Source organism: Sphingomonas sp. BGYR3 (assembly GCF_025153455.1).
In the GTDB taxonomy this organism is placed as follows: Bacteria; Pseudomonadota; Alphaproteobacteria; order Sphingomonadales; family Sphingomonadaceae; genus Sphingomonas.
Genome location: NZ_JANZNT010000001.1, coordinates 1,349,372 through 1,366,485, shown reverse-complemented (window position 1 = coordinate 1,366,485; position 17,114 = coordinate 1,349,372). Strand labels below are relative to the sequence as shown.

Annotated in this window: 19 protein-coding genes; 10 read left to right on the top strand and 9 right to left on the bottom strand. The window is 66.9% G+C overall.

The genetic code is table 11. From position 1 onward, the window contains the following. Window positions 1-213 precede the first annotated feature (213 nt). From petA to NYR55_RS06260, 5 genes are all read left to right on the top strand, one after another. Window positions 214-795: a ubiquinol-cytochrome c reductase iron-sulfur subunit gene (petA, locus tag NYR55_RS06280; RefSeq protein ID WP_260020348.1), complete on the top strand. Its 582-nt coding sequence runs from the start codon at window positions 214-216 to the stop codon at window positions 793-795. An 11-nt stretch (window positions 796-806) separates the two neighbouring features. After that, window positions 807-2,117 carry a cytochrome b N-terminal domain-containing protein gene (locus NYR55_RS06275; protein ID WP_260020347.1) on the top strand — a complete coding sequence of 437 codons (1,311 nt, stop codon included), beginning with the start codon at window positions 807-809 and terminating at the stop codon, window positions 2,115-2,117. 15 nt (window positions 2,118-2,132) lie between these two features. After that, window positions 2,133-2,972, top strand: a complete 840-nt coding sequence (locus tag NYR55_RS06270) for a cytochrome c1 (protein ID WP_260020346.1) — start codon at window positions 2,133-2,135, stop codon at window positions 2,970-2,972. A 199-nt stretch (window positions 2,973-3,171) separates the two neighbouring features. Next, on the top strand, window positions 3,172-3,723 hold the full coding sequence (locus NYR55_RS06265; RefSeq protein WP_260020345.1) for an adenine phosphoribosyltransferase: 552 nt from the start codon (window positions 3,172-3,174) through the stop codon (window positions 3,721-3,723). A 95-nt stretch (window positions 3,724-3,818) separates the two neighbouring features. After that, window positions 3,819-4,199 carry a hypothetical protein gene (locus NYR55_RS06260; RefSeq protein ID WP_260020344.1) on the top strand — a complete coding sequence of 127 codons (381 nt, stop codon included), beginning with the start codon at window positions 3,819-3,821 and terminating at the stop codon, window positions 4,197-4,199. Between the two features lie 6 nt (window positions 4,200-4,205). Here the strand turns inward: NYR55_RS06260 and NYR55_RS06255 are convergent, their stop codons facing one another. Beyond that, complete coding sequence (locus NYR55_RS06255; RefSeq protein ID WP_260020343.1) at window positions 4,206-5,732, bottom strand: trypsin-like peptidase domain-containing protein; 1,527 nt, start codon at window positions 5,730-5,732, stop codon at window positions 4,206-4,208. A 110-nt stretch (window positions 5,733-5,842) separates the two neighbouring features. Here NYR55_RS06255 and NYR55_RS06250 point away from each other — a divergent pair, with 110 nt between their 5' ends. Then, the gene (locus tag NYR55_RS06250) at window positions 5,843-6,175 is read left to right on the top strand and encodes a hypothetical protein (protein WP_260020342.1); all 333 of its coding nucleotides are present in this window, start codon (window positions 5,843-5,845) and stop codon (window positions 6,173-6,175) included. Here NYR55_RS06250 and NYR55_RS06245 read toward each other — a convergent pair. Continuing rightward, window positions 6,160-8,331: a primosomal protein N' gene (locus tag NYR55_RS06245; protein WP_260020341.1), complete on the bottom strand. Its 2,172-nt coding sequence runs from the start codon at window positions 8,329-8,331 to the stop codon at window positions 6,160-6,162. The genes NYR55_RS06250 and NYR55_RS06245 overlap by 16 nt on opposite strands. A gap of 99 nt (window positions 8,332-8,430) precedes the next feature. On the opposite strand from NYR55_RS06245, the gene NYR55_RS06240 reads away from it, so the two are divergent. Continuing rightward, a complete protein-coding gene (locus tag NYR55_RS06240; RefSeq protein ID WP_260020340.1) occupies window positions 8,431-9,111 on the top strand; it encodes a DUF4197 domain-containing protein in 681 nt (226 codons plus the stop codon). 31 nt (window positions 9,112-9,142) lie between these two features. Here NYR55_RS06240 and NYR55_RS06235 read toward each other — a convergent pair whose 3' ends face one another. Next, complete coding sequence (locus tag NYR55_RS06235; protein WP_260020339.1) at window positions 9,143-10,627, bottom strand: diguanylate cyclase; 1,485 nt, start codon at window positions 10,625-10,627, stop codon at window positions 9,143-9,145. A gap of 131 nt (window positions 10,628-10,758) precedes the next feature. Here NYR55_RS06235 and fsa point away from each other — a divergent pair, with 131 nt between their 5' ends. Continuing rightward, window positions 10,759-11,412 carry a fructose-6-phosphate aldolase gene (fsa, locus tag NYR55_RS06230; RefSeq protein ID WP_260020338.1) on the top strand — a complete coding sequence of 218 codons (654 nt, stop codon included), beginning with the start codon at window positions 10,759-10,761 and terminating at the stop codon, window positions 11,410-11,412. Between the two features lie 6 nt (window positions 11,413-11,418). On the opposite strand, the gene NYR55_RS06225 is transcribed toward fsa, so the two are convergent. Together NYR55_RS06225 and NYR55_RS06220 are read right to left on the bottom strand one after the other, a co-directional pair. Then, a complete protein-coding gene (locus NYR55_RS06225) occupies window positions 11,419-11,688 on the bottom strand; it encodes a hypothetical protein (RefSeq protein WP_260020337.1) in 270 nt (89 codons plus the stop codon). After that, entirely contained in the window at window positions 11,672-12,052 is a 381-nt protein-coding gene (locus NYR55_RS06220; protein WP_260020336.1) for a hypothetical protein, read from the bottom strand. Before NYR55_RS06220 ends, NYR55_RS06225 begins: the two co-directional genes overlap by 17 nt. Before the next feature lie 375 nt (window positions 12,053-12,427). Between NYR55_RS06220 and NYR55_RS06215 the strand changes: the two genes are divergently transcribed. Beyond that, window positions 12,428-13,351, top strand: a complete 924-nt coding sequence (locus NYR55_RS06215) for a hydrogen peroxide-inducible genes activator (protein ID WP_260020335.1) — start codon at window positions 12,428-12,430, stop codon at window positions 13,349-13,351. A gap of 4 nt (window positions 13,352-13,355) precedes the next feature. Next, the gene (locus NYR55_RS06210) at window positions 13,356-14,252 is read left to right on the top strand and encodes a tyrosine recombinase XerC (protein WP_260020334.1); all 897 of its coding nucleotides are present in this window, start codon (window positions 13,356-13,358) and stop codon (window positions 14,250-14,252) included. Here NYR55_RS06210 and NYR55_RS06205 read toward each other — a convergent pair. Genes NYR55_RS06205 through rsmI form a run of 4 tightly spaced genes read right to left on the bottom strand, consistent with a single transcriptional unit; the run spans window position 14,249 to window position 17,095 of the window. Then, complete coding sequence (locus tag NYR55_RS06205; protein WP_260020333.1) at window positions 14,249-14,848, bottom strand: DedA family protein; 600 nt, start codon at window positions 14,846-14,848, stop codon at window positions 14,249-14,251. The genes NYR55_RS06210 and NYR55_RS06205 overlap by 4 nt on opposite strands. A gap of 43 nt (window positions 14,849-14,891) precedes the next feature. After that, the gene (gene gshB, locus NYR55_RS06200) at window positions 14,892-15,848 is read right to left on the bottom strand and encodes a glutathione synthase (protein WP_260020332.1); all 957 of its coding nucleotides are present in this window, start codon (window positions 15,846-15,848) and stop codon (window positions 14,892-14,894) included. A 55-nt stretch (window positions 15,849-15,903) separates the two neighbouring features. Continuing rightward, entirely contained in the window at window positions 15,904-16,257 is a 354-nt protein-coding gene (locus NYR55_RS06195) for a YraN family protein (protein ID WP_260020331.1), read from the bottom strand. Next, complete coding sequence (gene rsmI / locus NYR55_RS06190; protein ID WP_260020330.1) at window positions 16,250-17,095, bottom strand: 16S rRNA (cytidine(1402)-2'-O)-methyltransferase; 846 nt, start codon at window positions 17,093-17,095, stop codon at window positions 16,250-16,252. Before rsmI ends, NYR55_RS06195 begins: the two co-directional genes overlap by 8 nt. Window positions 17,096-17,114: the final 19 nt, after the last annotated feature.

Sequence of the window (17,114 nt, the reverse complement as noted above, 5' to 3'; positions counted from 1 at the left end):
ACGGTTGTCGCGTCCGGCGCAATCGCGGCCCCGCTTATCGATTTTGACGATTGCCAGAGCGGTAAATTGTTATTGGCATTTGGGCGTTTCTCTGTCTATCACGCCGCCAGCCGCCGGGGGCAGACGGCCGTGCACCGTGCGTGCGCGCTCGTTTGTCCAACCGGAACGAGGCGTTTTCTGCGCCGAAATCCATGGTTAGCAAGGCTGATATAGATGGCAACGGTTGACAATCTGACCCCCGGCGATTCGGCAGTGAGCGCGGACGACACGCTCGCCGATCCCCGCCGCCGCGACTATCTGAGCATCGCCGCCGTGTCCTTTGCGGGCGTTGGCGCGGGCGTGATCGCGCTGCCGCTGATCAATCAGATGAATCCTTCCGCCGACGTGCTGGCGCAATCGACGACCGCCGTCGATCTGTCCGCGATCCAGCCGGGCCAGTCGATCAAGGCGACGTTCCGCAAACAGCCCCTGTTCGTGCGGAACCTGACGCCCGAGGAGATCGCCCAGGCGAACCAGGTCGATTCCGCCAGCCTGCGCGATCCGCAGACGCTGGCCGAGCGGACCAAGGAAGGGAAGAATAACTGGCTGGTCACGCTGGGCGTGTGCACCCATCTGGGCTGCGTGCCGCTGGGTGCAGGCGAGGGCGAGAACAAGGGCCCGTTCGGCGGATATTTCTGCCCGTGCCATGGTTCGGCCTATGACACGGCCGGCCGCATCCGTTCCGGCCCGGCGCCAAAGAACCTGGCGGTGCCGGAATACGCATTCACCAGCGACACCACGATTCAGGTTGGTTGAGGAGCAGAACCATGAGCTTCCCCTGGGCCAAGAAGTACGAGCCGAAGAATCCGGTCATGCAGTGGGTGGATCAACGCCTGCCGCTGCCGCGCTTTGTCTATGGTGCGGTCGGTGGCGGTTATCCCGTTCCCCGCAACCTGAACTATATGTGGAACTTCGGCGTGCTCGCGGGCGCGGCGCTGGCCATTCAGATCATCACCGGCATCGTGCTGGCCATGCACTATGCGGCCAACGCAACGATCGCGTTCGACAGCGTCGAACACATCATGCGCGACGTGAACCAGGGCTGGTTGCTGCGTTATGCGCACGCCAACGGCGCCTCGATGTTCTTCATCGTCGTCTACACGCACATCGCCCGCGGCCTGTATTACGGGTCGTACAAGGCGCCGCGTGAAATGATCTGGCTGCTCGGCGTGGTCATCTTCCTGCTGATGATGGCGACCGCGTTCATGGGCTATGTGCTGCCCTGGGGTCAGATGAGCTTCTGGGGTGCGCAGGTCATCACCGGCTTCTTCACCGCCATTCCGCTGGTGGGCGAGCCGATCCAGATCTGGCTGCTTGGCGGATATGCGCCGGACAATGCCACGCTGAACCGCTTCTTCTCGCTCCACTATCTGATGCCGTTCGTCATTGCCGGCGTGATCGTGCTGCACATCTGGGCGCTGCACATTCCGGGGTCGAACAACCCGACCGGCGTCGATGTGAAGGGCGAACAGGACACGGTGCCGTTCCACCCCTATTACACGGCGAAGGACGGTTTCGGCCTGGGCGTGTTCCTGCTGGTGTTTGCGGGCCTGCTGTTCTTTGCGCCGAACGCGTTGGGCCACCCGGACAACTATATCCCGGCCAACCCGCTGTCGACGCCGGCGCACATCGTGCCCGAATGGTACTTCCTGCCCTTCTACGCCATTCTGAAGTCGTTCACCGTCGACTTCATTCTGGAAGCGAAGCTGTGGGGCGTGCTGGCCATGTTCGGCTCGATCCTGCTGCTGTTCTTCCTGCCCTGGCTGGATGGCTCGCCGGTCCGGTCGTCCAATTACCGGCCGACCTATCGCGTGTTCTTCTGGATCCTGATCGCTGACGTGTTCGTGCTGGGTTATGTCGGCGGCGCCGAACCGACCACGCCGAACGTCATCATCGGTCAGATCGCGACCGCCTATTACTTCCTGCACTTCCTGGTCATCCTGCCGATCGTGTCGATGATGGAGCGGCCCCGCCCGCTGCCTAATTCGATCACCGAAGCCGTGCTTGCCAAGAAGGGCGGAACCAGCCCGACCAAGACCGCGATTGCCGGTGGCCCCGCCGCCGTCCCGGCCGAATAAGGACTGAACCCGACCATGATCCGTCTTGTTTCCATCCTGATCGGCATTGGCGTGGCGATCGTGCTGCTGATCGGCCTGTTCGGCTCGATCATGGCCGAAGAAGCGCCGCACACCGTCGAGCATGAATTCCACCTGAAGCCCAAGGACGTGAGCTTTGCGTCCGACGGCATCTTTGGCGGGTTCAGCAAGAACCAGGCCCAGCTGCAGCGCGGGTTCCAGGTGTACAAGGAAGTCTGCTCGGCGTGCCACTCGCTGCGCCTGGTGTCGTTCCGCGACCTGGAAGGCATCGGCTACAGCGAAGCGCAGGTGAAGACGATCGCCGCCGAATGGGCCGTGCAGCAGCCGACGATCAACGAGGAAACCGGCGAGGCCGGCACGCGTCCGAACCTTCCGTCGGATCGCTTCCCGCTGGTCTATGCAAACGAAGCCGCTGCCCGCGCGGCGCAGAACGGCGCAGTGCCGCCGGATCTGTCGCTGATGACCAAGGCGCGTCCGTACGGGCCGCAATATGTCTATTCGCTGCTGACCGGATATTCGGACGTTCCGCCGGAACTGCTGAAGGAATTCCCGAACTATCAGGTGCCGGGCGGTCTGAACTTCAACCGTTATTTCCCGACCTTGGCGCTGGCCATGGCGGCGCCGCTGGCAGCCGATGGTCAGGTGACCTATCAGGACGGGACCAACCCGACGGTCGATCAGATGGCCAAGGACGTTGCGTCGTTCCTGGTCTGGACGGCCGAACCGAAGCTGGAAGTGCGCAAGCAGACCGGCGTTGCGGCGATCCTGTTTATCCTGATCTTCACCGCGCTGGCCTATGGTGCCTATCGCAACATCTGGCGCGATCTGAAGCATTGATCGCCTGAACCGGCAAACGCATCCGGCCCGCCCGACCCAGTGTCCGGCGGGCCGTTTGTTGTCCGGCGCAGTGGCATTTGCGCTGACCGAAGCGGCTTTTAGCACGAGGCGCAGCGGCATTTTGGATTGAGCGCACCGGCATTTTGCATTGAATGCGGCGCCCGCCCGGCTATGCGGATCGGCGACAAGGGGGACGGCCATGACACAGGAAACCATCACCGGCAGCGCAGATATCGCCGCGCGCATCCGCACCATTCCCGATTTTCCCAAGCCGGGCATCCTGTTCCGCGACATCACCACCCTGTTGCTGGATGGCGAGGGACTGAAGCTGGCGGTCGAAGGGATGCTGGCTGAGGTCGAGGGGCCGGTGGATCTGGTCGCGGGCATCGAGGCGCGGGGGTTTGTCTTCGCGCCCGCCCTGGCGCTTGCCCTTGGCGCCGGCGTGCTGCTGATCCGCAAGGACGGCAAGCTGCCCGGCGCGACCATCGCCGAGGATTATGCGCTGGAATACGGGACGGACCGGATCGCCATCCATGTCGATGCGGTGGCACCGGGCGCGCGCGTCCTGCTGGTCGACGACCTGATCGCCACGGGGGGTACGGCGCGGGCGGCAGTACGGTTGCTGCGCAAGGCGGGGGCCGTGGTGACGCAGGCGGCGTTCGTCATCGACCTGCCCGATCTGGGCGGAGCGGAACTGCTGCGCGCTGACGATGTCGCGGTCCATACGCTGGTCGGTTTTCCGGGACACTGATCGCGATCCTTCGCGTTCCGCGACGACGGGTCGTTCAGCCGCCGCTCAGCGTCGGCATGGGACCATCCGGCATCAACGGAACGGGAGTGGATGCGGTGAACCATGCGCTCAAGACCCTGGCCCTGACGATCGCGGCGGGGGCCGGACTGACGGCCTGCACCGATTATGGCTATGGCGGCTATGGCTACAGCTCGGTCGCGGTCGGGATCGGCGGGCCGGTCGGCTATGCCGACGATTGGTACGACCCCAGCTGGGGCGACCCCTATTGGGGCTGGCATCGCGGCTATTATTATCCGGGCACCGGCTATTACGTCTATGACCGGTATCGCCGCCCGTATCGCTGGAACGGCTATCAGCAGCGATACTGGCAGGGGCGCCATCATGGCTGGCGCGGCGATCGCCGGGCGTTCCGACCGTACTGGAATGATTTCGACCGGGGCTGGCGCGGCGGCGGACGGCGCGGCTGGCGGCGCTGATCCTGCTCAGCGAGGCTTGGCGGCAGTTCCCGGCGTGCAGCGATAGGTGAGCCATTCATTCGGCCGTGCGGGCAAGGTCTGGCGCAGCGCAGCCTGATCGCGGGCCAGCTGATCCAGCGTCGCGCGGTCGGTCGAACACGCCTTTTGCGTCACCCCGTCGCGCAGCCTGCGCGCCTCGGCCAGCCGTGCGCCGGGCAGGTAATAGCGGCTGTCGGTCAGCGTCATGCTGGCCGGATCATAGCGCATGACGGAAACGGTGGTTTCGGTTGAGGGGACGAGGACCCGTTCCCACGCCTGACCCGCCGGCGTGTACTGGGTGGTGCCGTTCATGCAGCCATCGCCGCGCCAGTCGATGGGAACGTCCTGTGTTTCGGAAACGGTAATCCGGCTGCGCTCGGTCAGGATGGTGCAGGTCATCGGCCCGGTTTGCGCGGCACGGGTTGCGGGCGGCACGGCGGCGCCGTCGCGGGCCGCCTCTGCCAGTGCTTGTGTGCCCGGGCGCAGCAGGAAGGCAAGGATCGCCGTGATCATCAGCAGCCCGCCAAGGACCGCCAGGGCGATGGCCGGTCCCTTTCGTCCCCGGTTCGCCAGCAGCCCGGCCCCGCCCAGCGACAGGACGGACAATGCCAGCGCCAGCGCGGCCGCAGCGATGAAGTTTTCCCGCACCGATTGCTGTTCCGCGCGGGCGAGATCGAGGCGGCGGGCGCGTTCCGCCGCGCTCTGCTGTTCGGCGGCACGCGCGGCATCGGCGGTGCGTGCGGCGGCCAGATCCTCTGCCTCCCGCTGTTGTTCCAGCAATTCCTCTGCCCCGACACAGGGCACGCCGATGGTGCGCACCGGCTGTTTTGCCTCCCGCAGGAACGCCGCCAGTTCCGCCTCGGTCACGGCGATGCCGAAGCTGCTGTCCCCTTCCTCGCCGCGGGTCAGCGCGCTGTTCACGCCCAGCACCCGGCCGCACCGGTCGAGCAGCGGGCCGCCGGAATTGCCGCGCGCGATGCTGGCGGTGTGCAGCAGGACATTGGTGCCAACAAGGCTGCGCTGGCCCGACAGGACACCCTGCGAGCGGACGGGGGACAAGGGCGTGATGAAGTCGCGGGCCGAGCGGGCGGTCGCCAGATCGACATTGCCGGGATAGCCGAGCGCGACCACCGCCTCACCCTCGCCCATCGGGCCGGTGAACAGGACTAGCGGGCTGAGGCGCACGCCGTCGAATTCGATCAGGGCAAGATCGCGGTCCGGGTCGAGCGCGATCAGCCGACCCTGAACGGCGCGCGCGCCCTCTGACGGCACCACGCCGATGATGACATTGCCGGGATAGCGGGCCGCCGCCTCCACCACATGGGCGTTGGTGACGATGCGGTTGGGCGCGACGGCAAAGCCGCTGCCATGGCTGAAATCCACAACCTCGTCATCGATGACCGCGATGGTGACGATGCGGACGACGCCGCGCGACGATGCCGCGATGTCATCGGCACGGGCGGGCGCGCCAAGGCCGATCAGGAGAGCAAAAGCCAGGATCAGCCGGATGACCATCAGCGGCAGGGATTACCGGCGGGACCGTGCGCTGTCGAGCGCGGCTTGAACCCATTCTTCATCTTTTGGGCCAAAACCGGTGCCCGCCATTTTGCGTCAGGAGTTCGGCGTTGAGGATCAAGGATCGGCCATGGAAGCTGTTGGCCGGAGCCATCGTCCTGCTGATCGGGCTGATCGGGTTCGGCATGGACCTGACCGACGGGTCGATCGAGTTGCGGCGCCATGGCATGATCGACGCAGAAGAACATCCAGTCCGCTTTGCCATGGTGTGTTTCATGTACGCGCTGGGATGGGTGCTCTGGCTGGTCTGCTGCGTCGCCGTGTTCGACGAATGGCAGATGAATTACAGCCCGCCGCCGAAGGATAGGTTCATCGACCCCGATCGTGTTCGCTCGCACCGGCCCAGTCTGTGGCGGCGAGGAAGGGATCAGACAAAGCTGTAGGGATCGACATCCACGGCCACGCGGACCTTGGCGGACCATTCGACGCTGGCCAGCCAGTCGCGGATCGCATCCTGTAGCGGGGCCGAGCGGGGGGCGTGGGCCAGCAGCCGCATCCGGTGGCGGCCGCGCAGCATGGCGAGCGGAGCGGGGGCGGGGCCATAGATGTGCAGGTCATCGCCGCGCGGGGCGGAGCGGGCGAGCGCATCGGCCGTCGCCTCTGCCGCGCCCTTGTCCTCGCTGGACACGATGATCGCGGCATAACGGCCAAAGGGGGGCACGCCAGCCTCGCGCCGCGCGTCTGTTTCCGCGGTATAAAAGCCGTCGGCATCGCCGTTCACCAGCGCCTGCATCACCGCTGCGCCCGGCTGGGTCGTCTGAATGAGGACATGGCCCGGCTTTTCCCCGCGCCCGGCCCGGCCGGCGACCTGCATGATCTGTTGAAACGTCCGTTCGGCCGCGCGCAGATCGCCGCCCGACAGGCCAAGATCGGCATCGACCACCCCGACCAGCGTCAGGTTGGGGAAATGATACCCCTTGGTCACCAGTTGCGTGCCGATCACGATATCGATGGCCCCTGCCTCCATCCGCGCGACGAACTCGGCGGCGCGGGCGGGGGACCAGAGCGTGTCCGAGGTGACGATGGCGGTGCGCGCTTCCGGCCATAGCGCGCGCGCTTCGTCGGCGATGCGTTCGACGCCGGGGCCGCAGGCGACCAGCGAATCCTCCGTCTCACATTCCGGGCAATGGTCCGGGCTTTTGATCGTGTGGCCGCAATGGTGACAGGTCAGCCGCGCGATCAGCCGGTGTTCGACCATCCATGCGGTGCAATTGGGGCATTGGAACCGGTGGCCACAGGTGCGGCACAGGGTCAGCGGGGCATAGCCGCGCCGGTTGAGGAACAGGAGCGCCTGTTCGCCGCGTTCCAGCGTGGCGTCGATCGCCTTGACCAGTTGCGGGGCCAGCCAGCGGCCGCGATCGGGCGGCGTGGCGATCAGGTCCACCGCCTCGATCGACGGCAGTTCGGCGGGGCCGTATCGGCCGGGCAGCTTGAGTTCGGTGTAACGGCCCATCGCGACCTGAACCCGGGTTTCGATGGCCGGGGTGGCACTGGCCAGCACGACCGGGCACCCCTGAAACCGGCCGCGCATCACCGCGACGTCGCGGGCGTGGTAATGCACGCCCTCTTCCTGCTTGAAACTCGTCTCGTGCGCCTCGTCCACGACGATCAGGGCAAGGTCGCGATAGGGCAGGAACAGGGCGGATCGGGCGCCGACGGTCACCAGCGCGTCGCCGCTGGCGATGGCGCGCCACGCGCGGCGGCGCTGGGTGGCGCGAAGGTCGGAATGCCATGCGACGGGGGCGCAGCCGAACCGCGCCTCGAACCGTTTCAGGAACGGTTCGGTCAGCGCGATTTCGGGGAGCAGCACCAGCGTCTGCCGCCCGGCGGCGATGGCGGCGGCCACCCCCTCGAAATAGGTTTCGGTCTTGCCGGAGCCGGTGACGCCGTCGAGCAGGAACGGGGCGAAGGCGCGGGCATCGACGGCGGCGGTGATCGCATCGGCCGCCGCCTGTTGTTCGGCGCTGAGCCGCGGCGGGCCAAAGGCGGGGTCGGGCACGGGCAGGGGGCGGTCGGCCATCGCCTCAACCGGTTCCAGCGCGCCCGCCTTGACGAGGCCGCGCAGCACCGCGTCGGAGGTTTCGGCCATGGCGGCAAGCTCGCGGATCGTGCCCTGTCGCACGCCGATCCGGGCCAGCGCCTGTTCGCGCTGCGGGGTCAGCCGGTCGGGAACCAGGCCGGTGGCGCGATATTCGATGATCGTGCGATCGCCCGCCAGCGCGGCGGTGGAGGCCAGCGCCATGCGCAGCACCGATGCCAGCGGGGCGACATAATAATCCGCCGTCCATTCGATCAGCCGGCGAAGCGGCAGCGGGACGGGCGGCGCATCGGCGACGGCGATCAGGTTGCGCAGCCGGTTGTCTCCGACCGTTTCGCCGGGCAGGCGATCCTCCTCCCACACCACGCCCAGCATCTGGCGCGGGCCGAGCGGGGCGACGACGATGCTGCCCGGTGCAACGGTCATTCCCGCCGGCACGCGATAATCGAGCGGGCCGAGCGCTGAATTGAGAACGATGACGCGGGCGCGGGAGGATGCCATGACCCCCATATCGCGGTTCCATGCCGTTCCGAAAACCCCGCCCGTTCATCCGTTGGCCAGCCCCGTGCGTTATGGGGAACGCATCAAGGGAGTGAGCATATGATCGAGGGTGTGATCCGGCGCCGCCATCTGCTGATCGGCATGGCGGCGTTGCCATTGGTGGCCGGGTGTACCGGCATGGGCGGCATGGCCAGCATGGACGAGGCGATCCGGCGGCTGTTGATGCTGTCGACGCAGCGCGCCTTTGCGCGGCTGGCGGCGCAGGACGGGTTTTTCGGCGACGCGGTGCTGCGTATCGGCGTGCCGGAACGACTGGCCAGCAACCAGGCGGGCGGCGTGCTTCAGCGGTTGCTGCGCACGCCCGTTGTGCAGGGGCAGCTGCTGCGGCTGGTCAATGATGCGGCATGGGATGCGGCGGAACGGACGACGCCGATCCTGTATGATTCGATCCGCCGGATGAGCTTTGGCGATGCGATCGGCATCGTGCGCGGCGGGCCGCAGGCAGCGACGGATTATCTGGAACGGTCGGTCGGCGACCGGATCGTCGATGCGCTGTTTCCCGAAGTGGGCGGCGCGCTGCGCGAACTGGATGGCGGCGTGCTGGGCCAGTTGCTGGGTGCGGCGACAGGCGTCGATTTCACCGGCATCCAGCGCGATGTGTCGGGATCGGCCGCCCGCGCGATCTGGAGCGCCATTGGGCGGGAGGAAGCGGGCATCCGCGCTGATCCGCGCTCTACCGGCGATCCGGTGCTGGAATCGGTGTTCGGCCTGATCCGGTAAGCCCGCCGGATGCGGGCGGGGCGGCGCGGGGTCAGTCCGCGCCGCGGGTATGGCCGCTGGGCCGGAACAACAGGCCGGAATAGCGGCGTGCCGTGCCCCGTTCGATGCGCTTTGCCTCGTACAGGGCGGTGTCGGCCCGGTGGATGAACTCGCGCTGCGACCCGGTGAGCGGACCATATTCGGCATAGCCGATGGTGCCCGATATCGGCAGGCGTCCTGCACTGGTATGAACCGGCATCTTGAGGTCGCACAGCAGCCGTTCGACCAGACCGCCGATATCCCCGCACAGCGCGGAATCCGTTAGGATCAGGGCAAATTCGTCGCCGCCAAGTCGTGCTGCAAAAGCGCCGGCGAGATAGGGCGCCCGCATCCGCCGGCCAACCGCACGCAGGATGTCGTCGCCCGCCATATGGCCATGGGTATCGTTCACGCCCTTGAAGCCATCCAGGTCGATCAGCACAAGGATCAGGGGATGATCGCCCCGTGCCGCACCGTCGATTGCGGTCTGAAGCTCGCGGTTGAATGCGGCGCGATTGCCGATCCGGGTGACTTCATCGACATTGGCGGACCGGCGCAGGGTCCGCTCCATGCGGTAGCGGTCGGTAATATCCTGGATCAGGCCAGTGACGGCAACCGGCCGGCCATCCTCAAGCTCAAGTTCGCCGATTGAACGCACGCGCAGGCGACGGCCGCGGGCGGTGTCGAAATCGACCTCCAGGTGCATCGGCTTGCCGGTGGCGATCACCTCGTCCAGCGCGTTGACCACCGTTTCGCGGGCGTGGAGCGGATAGAAATCCAGCGCGCTGATCAGCGAGATGTCCGTGCCCGGATCCAGTTCGTGAATCCGGAACACGCCGTCGGACCAAGTCACGTTGCGGTCGGGCAAGGTCATGCGCCACGATCCGATCATCGCCATGCGCTCTGCCTGTTCAAAGGTGCGGCGCTGATGGCGCAGGGCCTGGGCCTGATCGCGATACTCGTTCGACCGGTTTTCAACGGCGACGATTGCCGCCCGCATCTGGATGACCTGTTCCGCAATCCGTGCCAGCGCCTGAAGCCGCTCGACCTGTTCGGCGGTGAAGCTGCGCGGCTGGACATCGAACACGCACAGGGTGCCGATCGGGCACATCACGCCGCCGCCGGGATCGCGCAGCCGCACCGGAGCGCCGGCATAGGCGCTGACCGCATTTGCCCCGCGAGTATGGGGATTGTCGCGGCTGCGCGGATCACTGGACAGGTCCTCGATCACGACAAGTTCATTGTCGCGCAGGACGAGATCGCAAAAGGCGGTTTCGCGGGACGTGCCCGGCGTGTCGATGCCCACGCGGATCTTGGCCCAGAGCTGGCAATCGTCGATCAGCGTGACCAGTGCGGTCGGCGTACCCATCAGTTCGGCGGCGAGCGCGGCTATCTGTTGCAGTTCGCTGCCCGCCATCGCCTGATGCAGGCTGAGCGATTCGATCAGATGGAGGCGGTATTCGTCCTGAACCGGGGCGAAGTCATGGGCGTGAAGCATGATGCACGGTTTAGCGCCGGTTTGGTTAACAACTGGTGCCGCGGCGATCCCGTTCGGGCCGCCCTTGCCCGCGGCCTGCGGATGGGCGAAAGGGCGGCGAGGGCGACTCCGCCGACCGCAAGAGGGATATCATGAAGTTTTTTGTCGACACCGCCGACACCGCCGAGATCGCCGATCTGGCCGCAACCGGCCTGCTGGACGGCGTGACCACCAATCCCTCGCTGATCCACAAATCGGGTCGCCGGTTTCTTGAGGTCGTGGCGGAAATCTGTGGCCTGGTCGACGGACCGGTTTCGGCCGAGGTGGTCGCGCTGGATTATGACGGCATGATGCGCGAGGCCGAGGTGGTGCGCGCCATCGCCGACAATGTGTGCGTCAAGCTGCCGCTGACGCTGGATGGCCTGCGCGCGTGCAAGGCGCTGAGCAGCCAGGGCGTGATGACCAACGTGACCCTGTGCTTTTCGGCCAATCAGGCGTTGCTGGCGGCCAAGGCGGGCGCGACGTTCATTTCGCCCTTTGTCGGGCGGCATGACGATCTGGGGTTCGATGGCATGGACCTGATCCGCGACATCCGCCTGATCTATGACAACTATGCGTTCGGCACCGAAATCCTGGTCGCCAGCGTGCGTCACCCCGTTCATGTGCTGGAGTCGGCGCGGATCGGTGCCGATGTGATGACCGCCCCGCCGGCCGTGATCCGCCAGCTGGTCAAGCATCCGCTGACCGACAAGGGGATCGAGGGGTTCATGGCCGATTGGGCCAAGACCGGCGAAACCATCGCCTGAGACGGATCAGGGTCGGCGCGCCGGCCGGGCGAGGGTGTGAAAACGGACCAGCGCGCGCCGCTCCGTCGCGGGGGCCGCATTGGTACCGATGACCGCCCGCGCCGCCAGCCGGGCGACCCGCACGCCGGATGCGCCAAGATCGCGTTTCAGCCGGTGCGCGACCGCGATCATGCCGCAAACCCCGGCCGGGCGCCCGTCGCGGATCGCCCGGATCAGCGCGGCATCGAACAGCGCCGGGACGGCCGTGCCGAGCGGTTCGTCATCCGGCGATGACATAGACGAAATCCCCGACGGTTCGGCCGGTCCGTGCCTCGCACCGCGCGGTTCCGATGGCGGAGGCGGCGGGTCGCAACCGGACCCAGGCTTCGCTGTGCGCCTCGATCGCGGCGACGAAGCGGCAGCCATTGCCCTGTTCATCGACATAGCTGAGTTCCAGCCGGTGCTGGTCCGCCTCGGACACGGGCACCATGATCTTGCCCAATGGGCTGCCCAGCCATTCCGCCGATCCGGGCGCAATGCGCGCGGTGGGAGCATTGACGAAATGGCCGGGCATCCGGTTTTCCCGCAGATGGACAGGCCGCTCGGTCCGGTTTTCGATCACTACTGTCTTTGCCGGGGCAGGGGTGAGCAGCAGTGCCATGATGGGCCATAACGACGTCGGCATAACCCTCTCCATCCATCTGCGGGTCCGCGCCATGCGAACATGGCCGACCCATGAGTGAGATGGCGGCGGGCAGGCCGCCATCCCGGGTGGTCCGACCGGGAGCCCTGGTCAGGGGGCTCCCGGCCGGCGCAGAGCCACGGGCGCAAGACCTTGGTCGCGTCCTGTCTGCGCCCCGCCGTCCATGTCGCGTGGATCGGCTTTGGGAACAGGCTCTGCGGTTGCGGACCGGTGGGGGCAAGGGGACATTGGCCCGCTGGAAAAGGAATGCCCGTGACCAACCCAAAGCTCAAATGGATTTAGGATGGTACTTTTGATAGGTTTTCGCTATGCCCGGCGGAAAGGGGAGTGCCCATGGTCAAGCTGCGCCAACTCGAATATCTCGTCGCCATCGCCGATGCGCATAGTTTCGGCCAGGCCGCGGTCAGCGCCAATGTGTCCCAGCCGACATTGAGCCAGCAGATCCGCGTGCTTGAGGAAGAACTGGGCATCACACTGGTGGAGCGGCGGGCGAACGGGGCGATCCCGACGCCGATCGGCCGCGCGATCATCGACCGGGCGCGCGCGATCCTGCGCGATGTGCGCGAGCTGGAGGCGGTGGCGCGGCAGGGGCGGCATGGCCTGTCCGGCACCCTGCGGCTGGGCACCACGCCGACGCTGGGGCCGTATCTGTTGTCGCCGATCATTTCGCGCCTGCACGAATATGCGCCGGACCTGCGCCTGTATGTCCGCGAAGGGATTCCCGCGCATCAGGCGCTGGAGCTTTCGCGCGGGCAGATCGACCTGCATCTGGGGCCGTTGCCGATCGGCGGCGAGGGCGTGGTGATCGAGCCGCTGTTCCGCGAACCGTTGCTGCCGGTGGTGGCGGCCGACCATCCGCTGACCCGGCGCGACGAGGTGACGATTGCGGACCTGCGCGGCGAAGTGATGCTGTCGATGGATCCGCGCCATCATTTCCACCGCCAGCTGGCCGAGGTTGCCAGCGATCACGGCATGGCGATCAGCCCGGATTATGAGGGCACCAGCCTGGACAGCCTGCATCAGATGGTGGCCAGCGGCATGGGCATGACGCTGTTGCCCGGCCTGTACCTGTCGTCGGAGGTCGGCGGCAGTTCCAGCCTGAAAATCCTGAAAATCCCCGGCTGGAACGTCTATCGCTCCATCGCGCTCGCATGGCGCAACGGGTCGGCATACGAAACGGAATATCGCGCGCTGGGCGAGCGGATTGCCGACCTGGCCCGTGCGATCCTGACGCGGCGCGAACCCGCCGGGAATTAGGGGCATGGAGGGGCCGCCGCCGCTGCCGCTGGAATACGCCCGGCACCTTACGCGCGACCGGCGGCGGTCGGCGCACACGGTCCGCGCCTATCAGGCGACGGCGGAGCGGCTGATCGCGTTTCTGCAGGGGCATTGGGGCGGCCCGGTCGACCGGGCGGCGCTGGGCGGAGTGAATGCGGCCGACCTGCGCGCGTTCCTGGCGCATCGGCGCGCCGATGGCCTGACCAACGCCTCTGCCGCGCGGGAGCTGTCTGCGGTGCGCGGGTTCCTGGCCTGGGCAGGCGGGGAGGGGGCGGCGCTGCCCCGGCTGAAAGGACCGCGCGTGAAAAAGGGGCTGCCCCGGCCGGTCAGCCCGGACGAGGCGGTCGCGCTGGCCGAGGATGTGGCCGAACAGGCGGATGAGCCGTGGATCGCGGCGCGCGACTGGGCAGTACTGCTGCTGCTGTACGGCGCGGGGCTGCGCATCGGGGAGGCGATGGCGCTGACCGGGGCCATCCTGCCGCTGGGCGAGACCATGGTGGTGACGGGCAAGCGGGCCAAGACGCGGATCGTGCCGGTATTGTCGCCGGTGCGTGCGGCAATCGAGGAGTATGTGCGGCTCTGCCCCTATGGCACGGCGCGCGATGCCGTGCTGTTCCGGGGCGCGCGGGGCGGGCCGCTGTCGCCCGCGATCATCCGCAAGTCGGTGCGCGCGGCACGGGTGCGGCTTGGCCTGAACGGACGGACGACGCCCCATGCGCTGCGCCACAGCTTTGCCACGCACCTGCTGGGCCGGGGGGCGGACCTGCGCTCGCTACAGGCGTTGCTGGGCCATGCCAGCCTGTCGTCGACGCAGGTCTATACCGGCGTGGATGCAGCGCATCTGATGGACGTGTATCGCAACGCCCACCCGCGCGCCTAATCCTCCTTTTTCCAGGTGATGACGCGGTAGAGATAGATGACGATGATCCCCACCGTCATCGCCACCGCGATCGGCCCGACATAGCGGTCGAGTTCGCGGAAATTGGCGCCCAGATAATAGCCGGCGGCGATCAGCACGGCGTTCCACACGCTGCTGCCCGCCAGCGTCCACAGCGAAAAGCGCCACACCGACATCCCCGTCATGCCGGCGGGCAGCGAGATCATCGTGCGAAACGTCGGCAGCATGCGGAACACGAACACGGTGATCCCGCCATGGCGCAGGAAGAAATGGTGAACTCGCTCCACATCCGCCCAGTCGAGCGTCAGCCACCGGCCGTGGCGTTCGACAAAGGGGCGAAGGCGGTGATAGCCGACGCGGCGGCCGACCCAGTACCACCAGTAATTGCCGGCCAGCGTGCCCAGCGTGCCCCAGATGAGCAGCGGCCAGAAGCTCATGTCGCCGCGCGCGATCGCCATGCCGCCCAGGCCCATGATCACTTCGGACGGCACCGGCGGCACGATGTTTTCCAGCGCCATCAACAGGAAGATGGCGACATATCCGCCCCAGGCGATCCAGTCGAGAATCCAGTCGGTCATGCCGCCCCAACGCACGAGTGCGGCAATCGCACGCAGCGCATGATCAGCCGCGGGCCGCGACCCGAGCCTCGATCGCGTCCCAGATCATGGCGGCGGTATCCGTGCCGTTGAACCGGTCGATGGCGACGATGCCGGTCGGGCTGGTCACGTTGATTTCGGTCAGCCATTCGCCGCCGATCACGTCGATGCCGACAAAGATCAGCCCGCGCCGTTTCAGTTCCGGGCCAAGCGCGGCGCAGATCTCGCGCTCCCGCGGGGTCAGGTCGGCCTGCACCGCCGAACCGCCGACCGCCAGGTTCGACCGGATCTCCCCAGCGCCGGGGATGCGGTTGATCGCGCCCGCAACCTCGCCATCGACCAGCACGATGCGTTTGTCGCCGTGTGCCACGTCCGGCAGGAATGCCTGAACCATGTGCGGTTCGCGATAGGCGGTGTTGAACACCTCCATCAGCGAGGACAGGTTCTGGCCATCGGCGTCGATCTTGAAGATCGCCTTGCCGCCATTGCCGTGCAGCGGTTTGACGACGATCGCGCCGTGCTGCGCCAGAAACGCCTTTGCCTCGTCATAGGACCGGGTGACGAGCGTCGGCGGCATGAAGCGGGCGAAATCGAGGACCCAGACCTTTTCGGGCGCATCGCGCACCGAACGGGGATCGTTGACGACGAGGGTGCGGTCTCCGATCCGCTCCAGCAGGTGGGTGGCGGTGATGTAGCTGAGGTCGAAGGGCGGATCCTGACGCATCAGCACCACGTCCGCTTCATCGCCCAGATCAAGATTGACTGGATCGCCGAGGTCGAAGTGATTACCCGGTTCGCGCCGCACGGTGACGGGATGCGCCCGCGTCCATAGCCGCCCGTCGGACCAGCTGAGGTCCTGAACCAGATAATGGAACAGCCGGTGGCCGCGCGCCTGGGCGGACAGCATCAGGGCAAAGGTCGAATCGCCCGCAATGTTGATGGTGTCCAGCGGGTCCATCTGGACAGCGACGGTCAGCGGCATGGTTGGTCATTCCCCTCGATAGCTGGCGGGCAGATAGGGGCTGGCCCGGCATATGTCACCCGATCCACGCATTCTCGATATGCCGGGGCGGATGACCGGGCGCGATGAGCAGGACGTCGATGCGGATATCCTGTCCATCGGTGGCGTATCGATGCGCCAGCGCCTCGGCAGCGGCGGCGACCCGGGCCAGGCGATGTTCGTCGATGGCGAAATCCAGGTCGGCAGGGGTTGCGCGCAGCTTTACCTCGACAAAGGCGATCAGGCCGGGACGGGCGGCGATCAGGTCGACCTCGCCCGCGCGCGTCCGCACGCGGCGGTCCAGGATGTGCCATCCCTGCTGTTCCAGCCATCGGGCGGCGCTGTCCTCACCCGCCCGGCCCATCGCCTCTGCCGCGCGGCGGTCACGCATCCGATTCGCCTTTCAGCGCCATGGCGCGTGCATAGAGTTCGCGCCGGTCGAGGCCGAAGCGTTTCGCCACCTCGCCCGCGGCCTTTGATGCGGGCAGGCGGGTCATCGCCTCTGCCAGCGCGGCGTCGGCATCCTCGATGGCGGGGGGCGGCGCATCGGCAGGCGGGCCGACGATCACCACGATTTCGCCCTTTGGCGGGGCATCGGCATAGCGTTCGGCAAGCTGAACCAGCGTGCCGGTGACGCATTCCTCGAACTTCTTGCTGATTTCGCGCGCCACCGCCGCTTCGCGATCCCCCAGCCCCTCGGCCAGCGCGGTCAGGCAGGCGGCAAGGCGGGGGCCGGATTCATAAAGGATCAGCGTGGCGCGGATGCCAGCGACCTCGCGGATCGCCTCTGCCCGCGCCCCCGATTTGGCGGGCAGAAAGCCCAGGAAGAAGAACCGGTCGGTGGGCAGCCCGGCCAGCGTCAGTGCGGCAATCGCGGCGCAAGGACCGGGAATGGTGACGACCAGATGCCCGGCCGCCCGCGCATCGCGCACCAGTTTGAACCCCGGATCGGAAATCAGCGGCGTGCCCGCATCGCTGACCAGCGCAACCACTTGTCGTGCCATCCGTTCGATCAGGCCAGGGCGGACCTGATCGGCATTATGGTCATGATAGGGTGTCATTGGCCGCTTGATGCCGATATGGCGCAGGAGGCCTGCTGTGACCCGGCTGTCCTCCACCGCGATGACATCGGCGCGGGAGAGGATGTCGGCGGCGCGCGGCGAGAGATCGCCGAGATTGCCGATGGGCGTGGCGACGATATAGAGACCGGGCGAGAGTTCGGCGTGCATGAGGACGGGAGTGGCATGA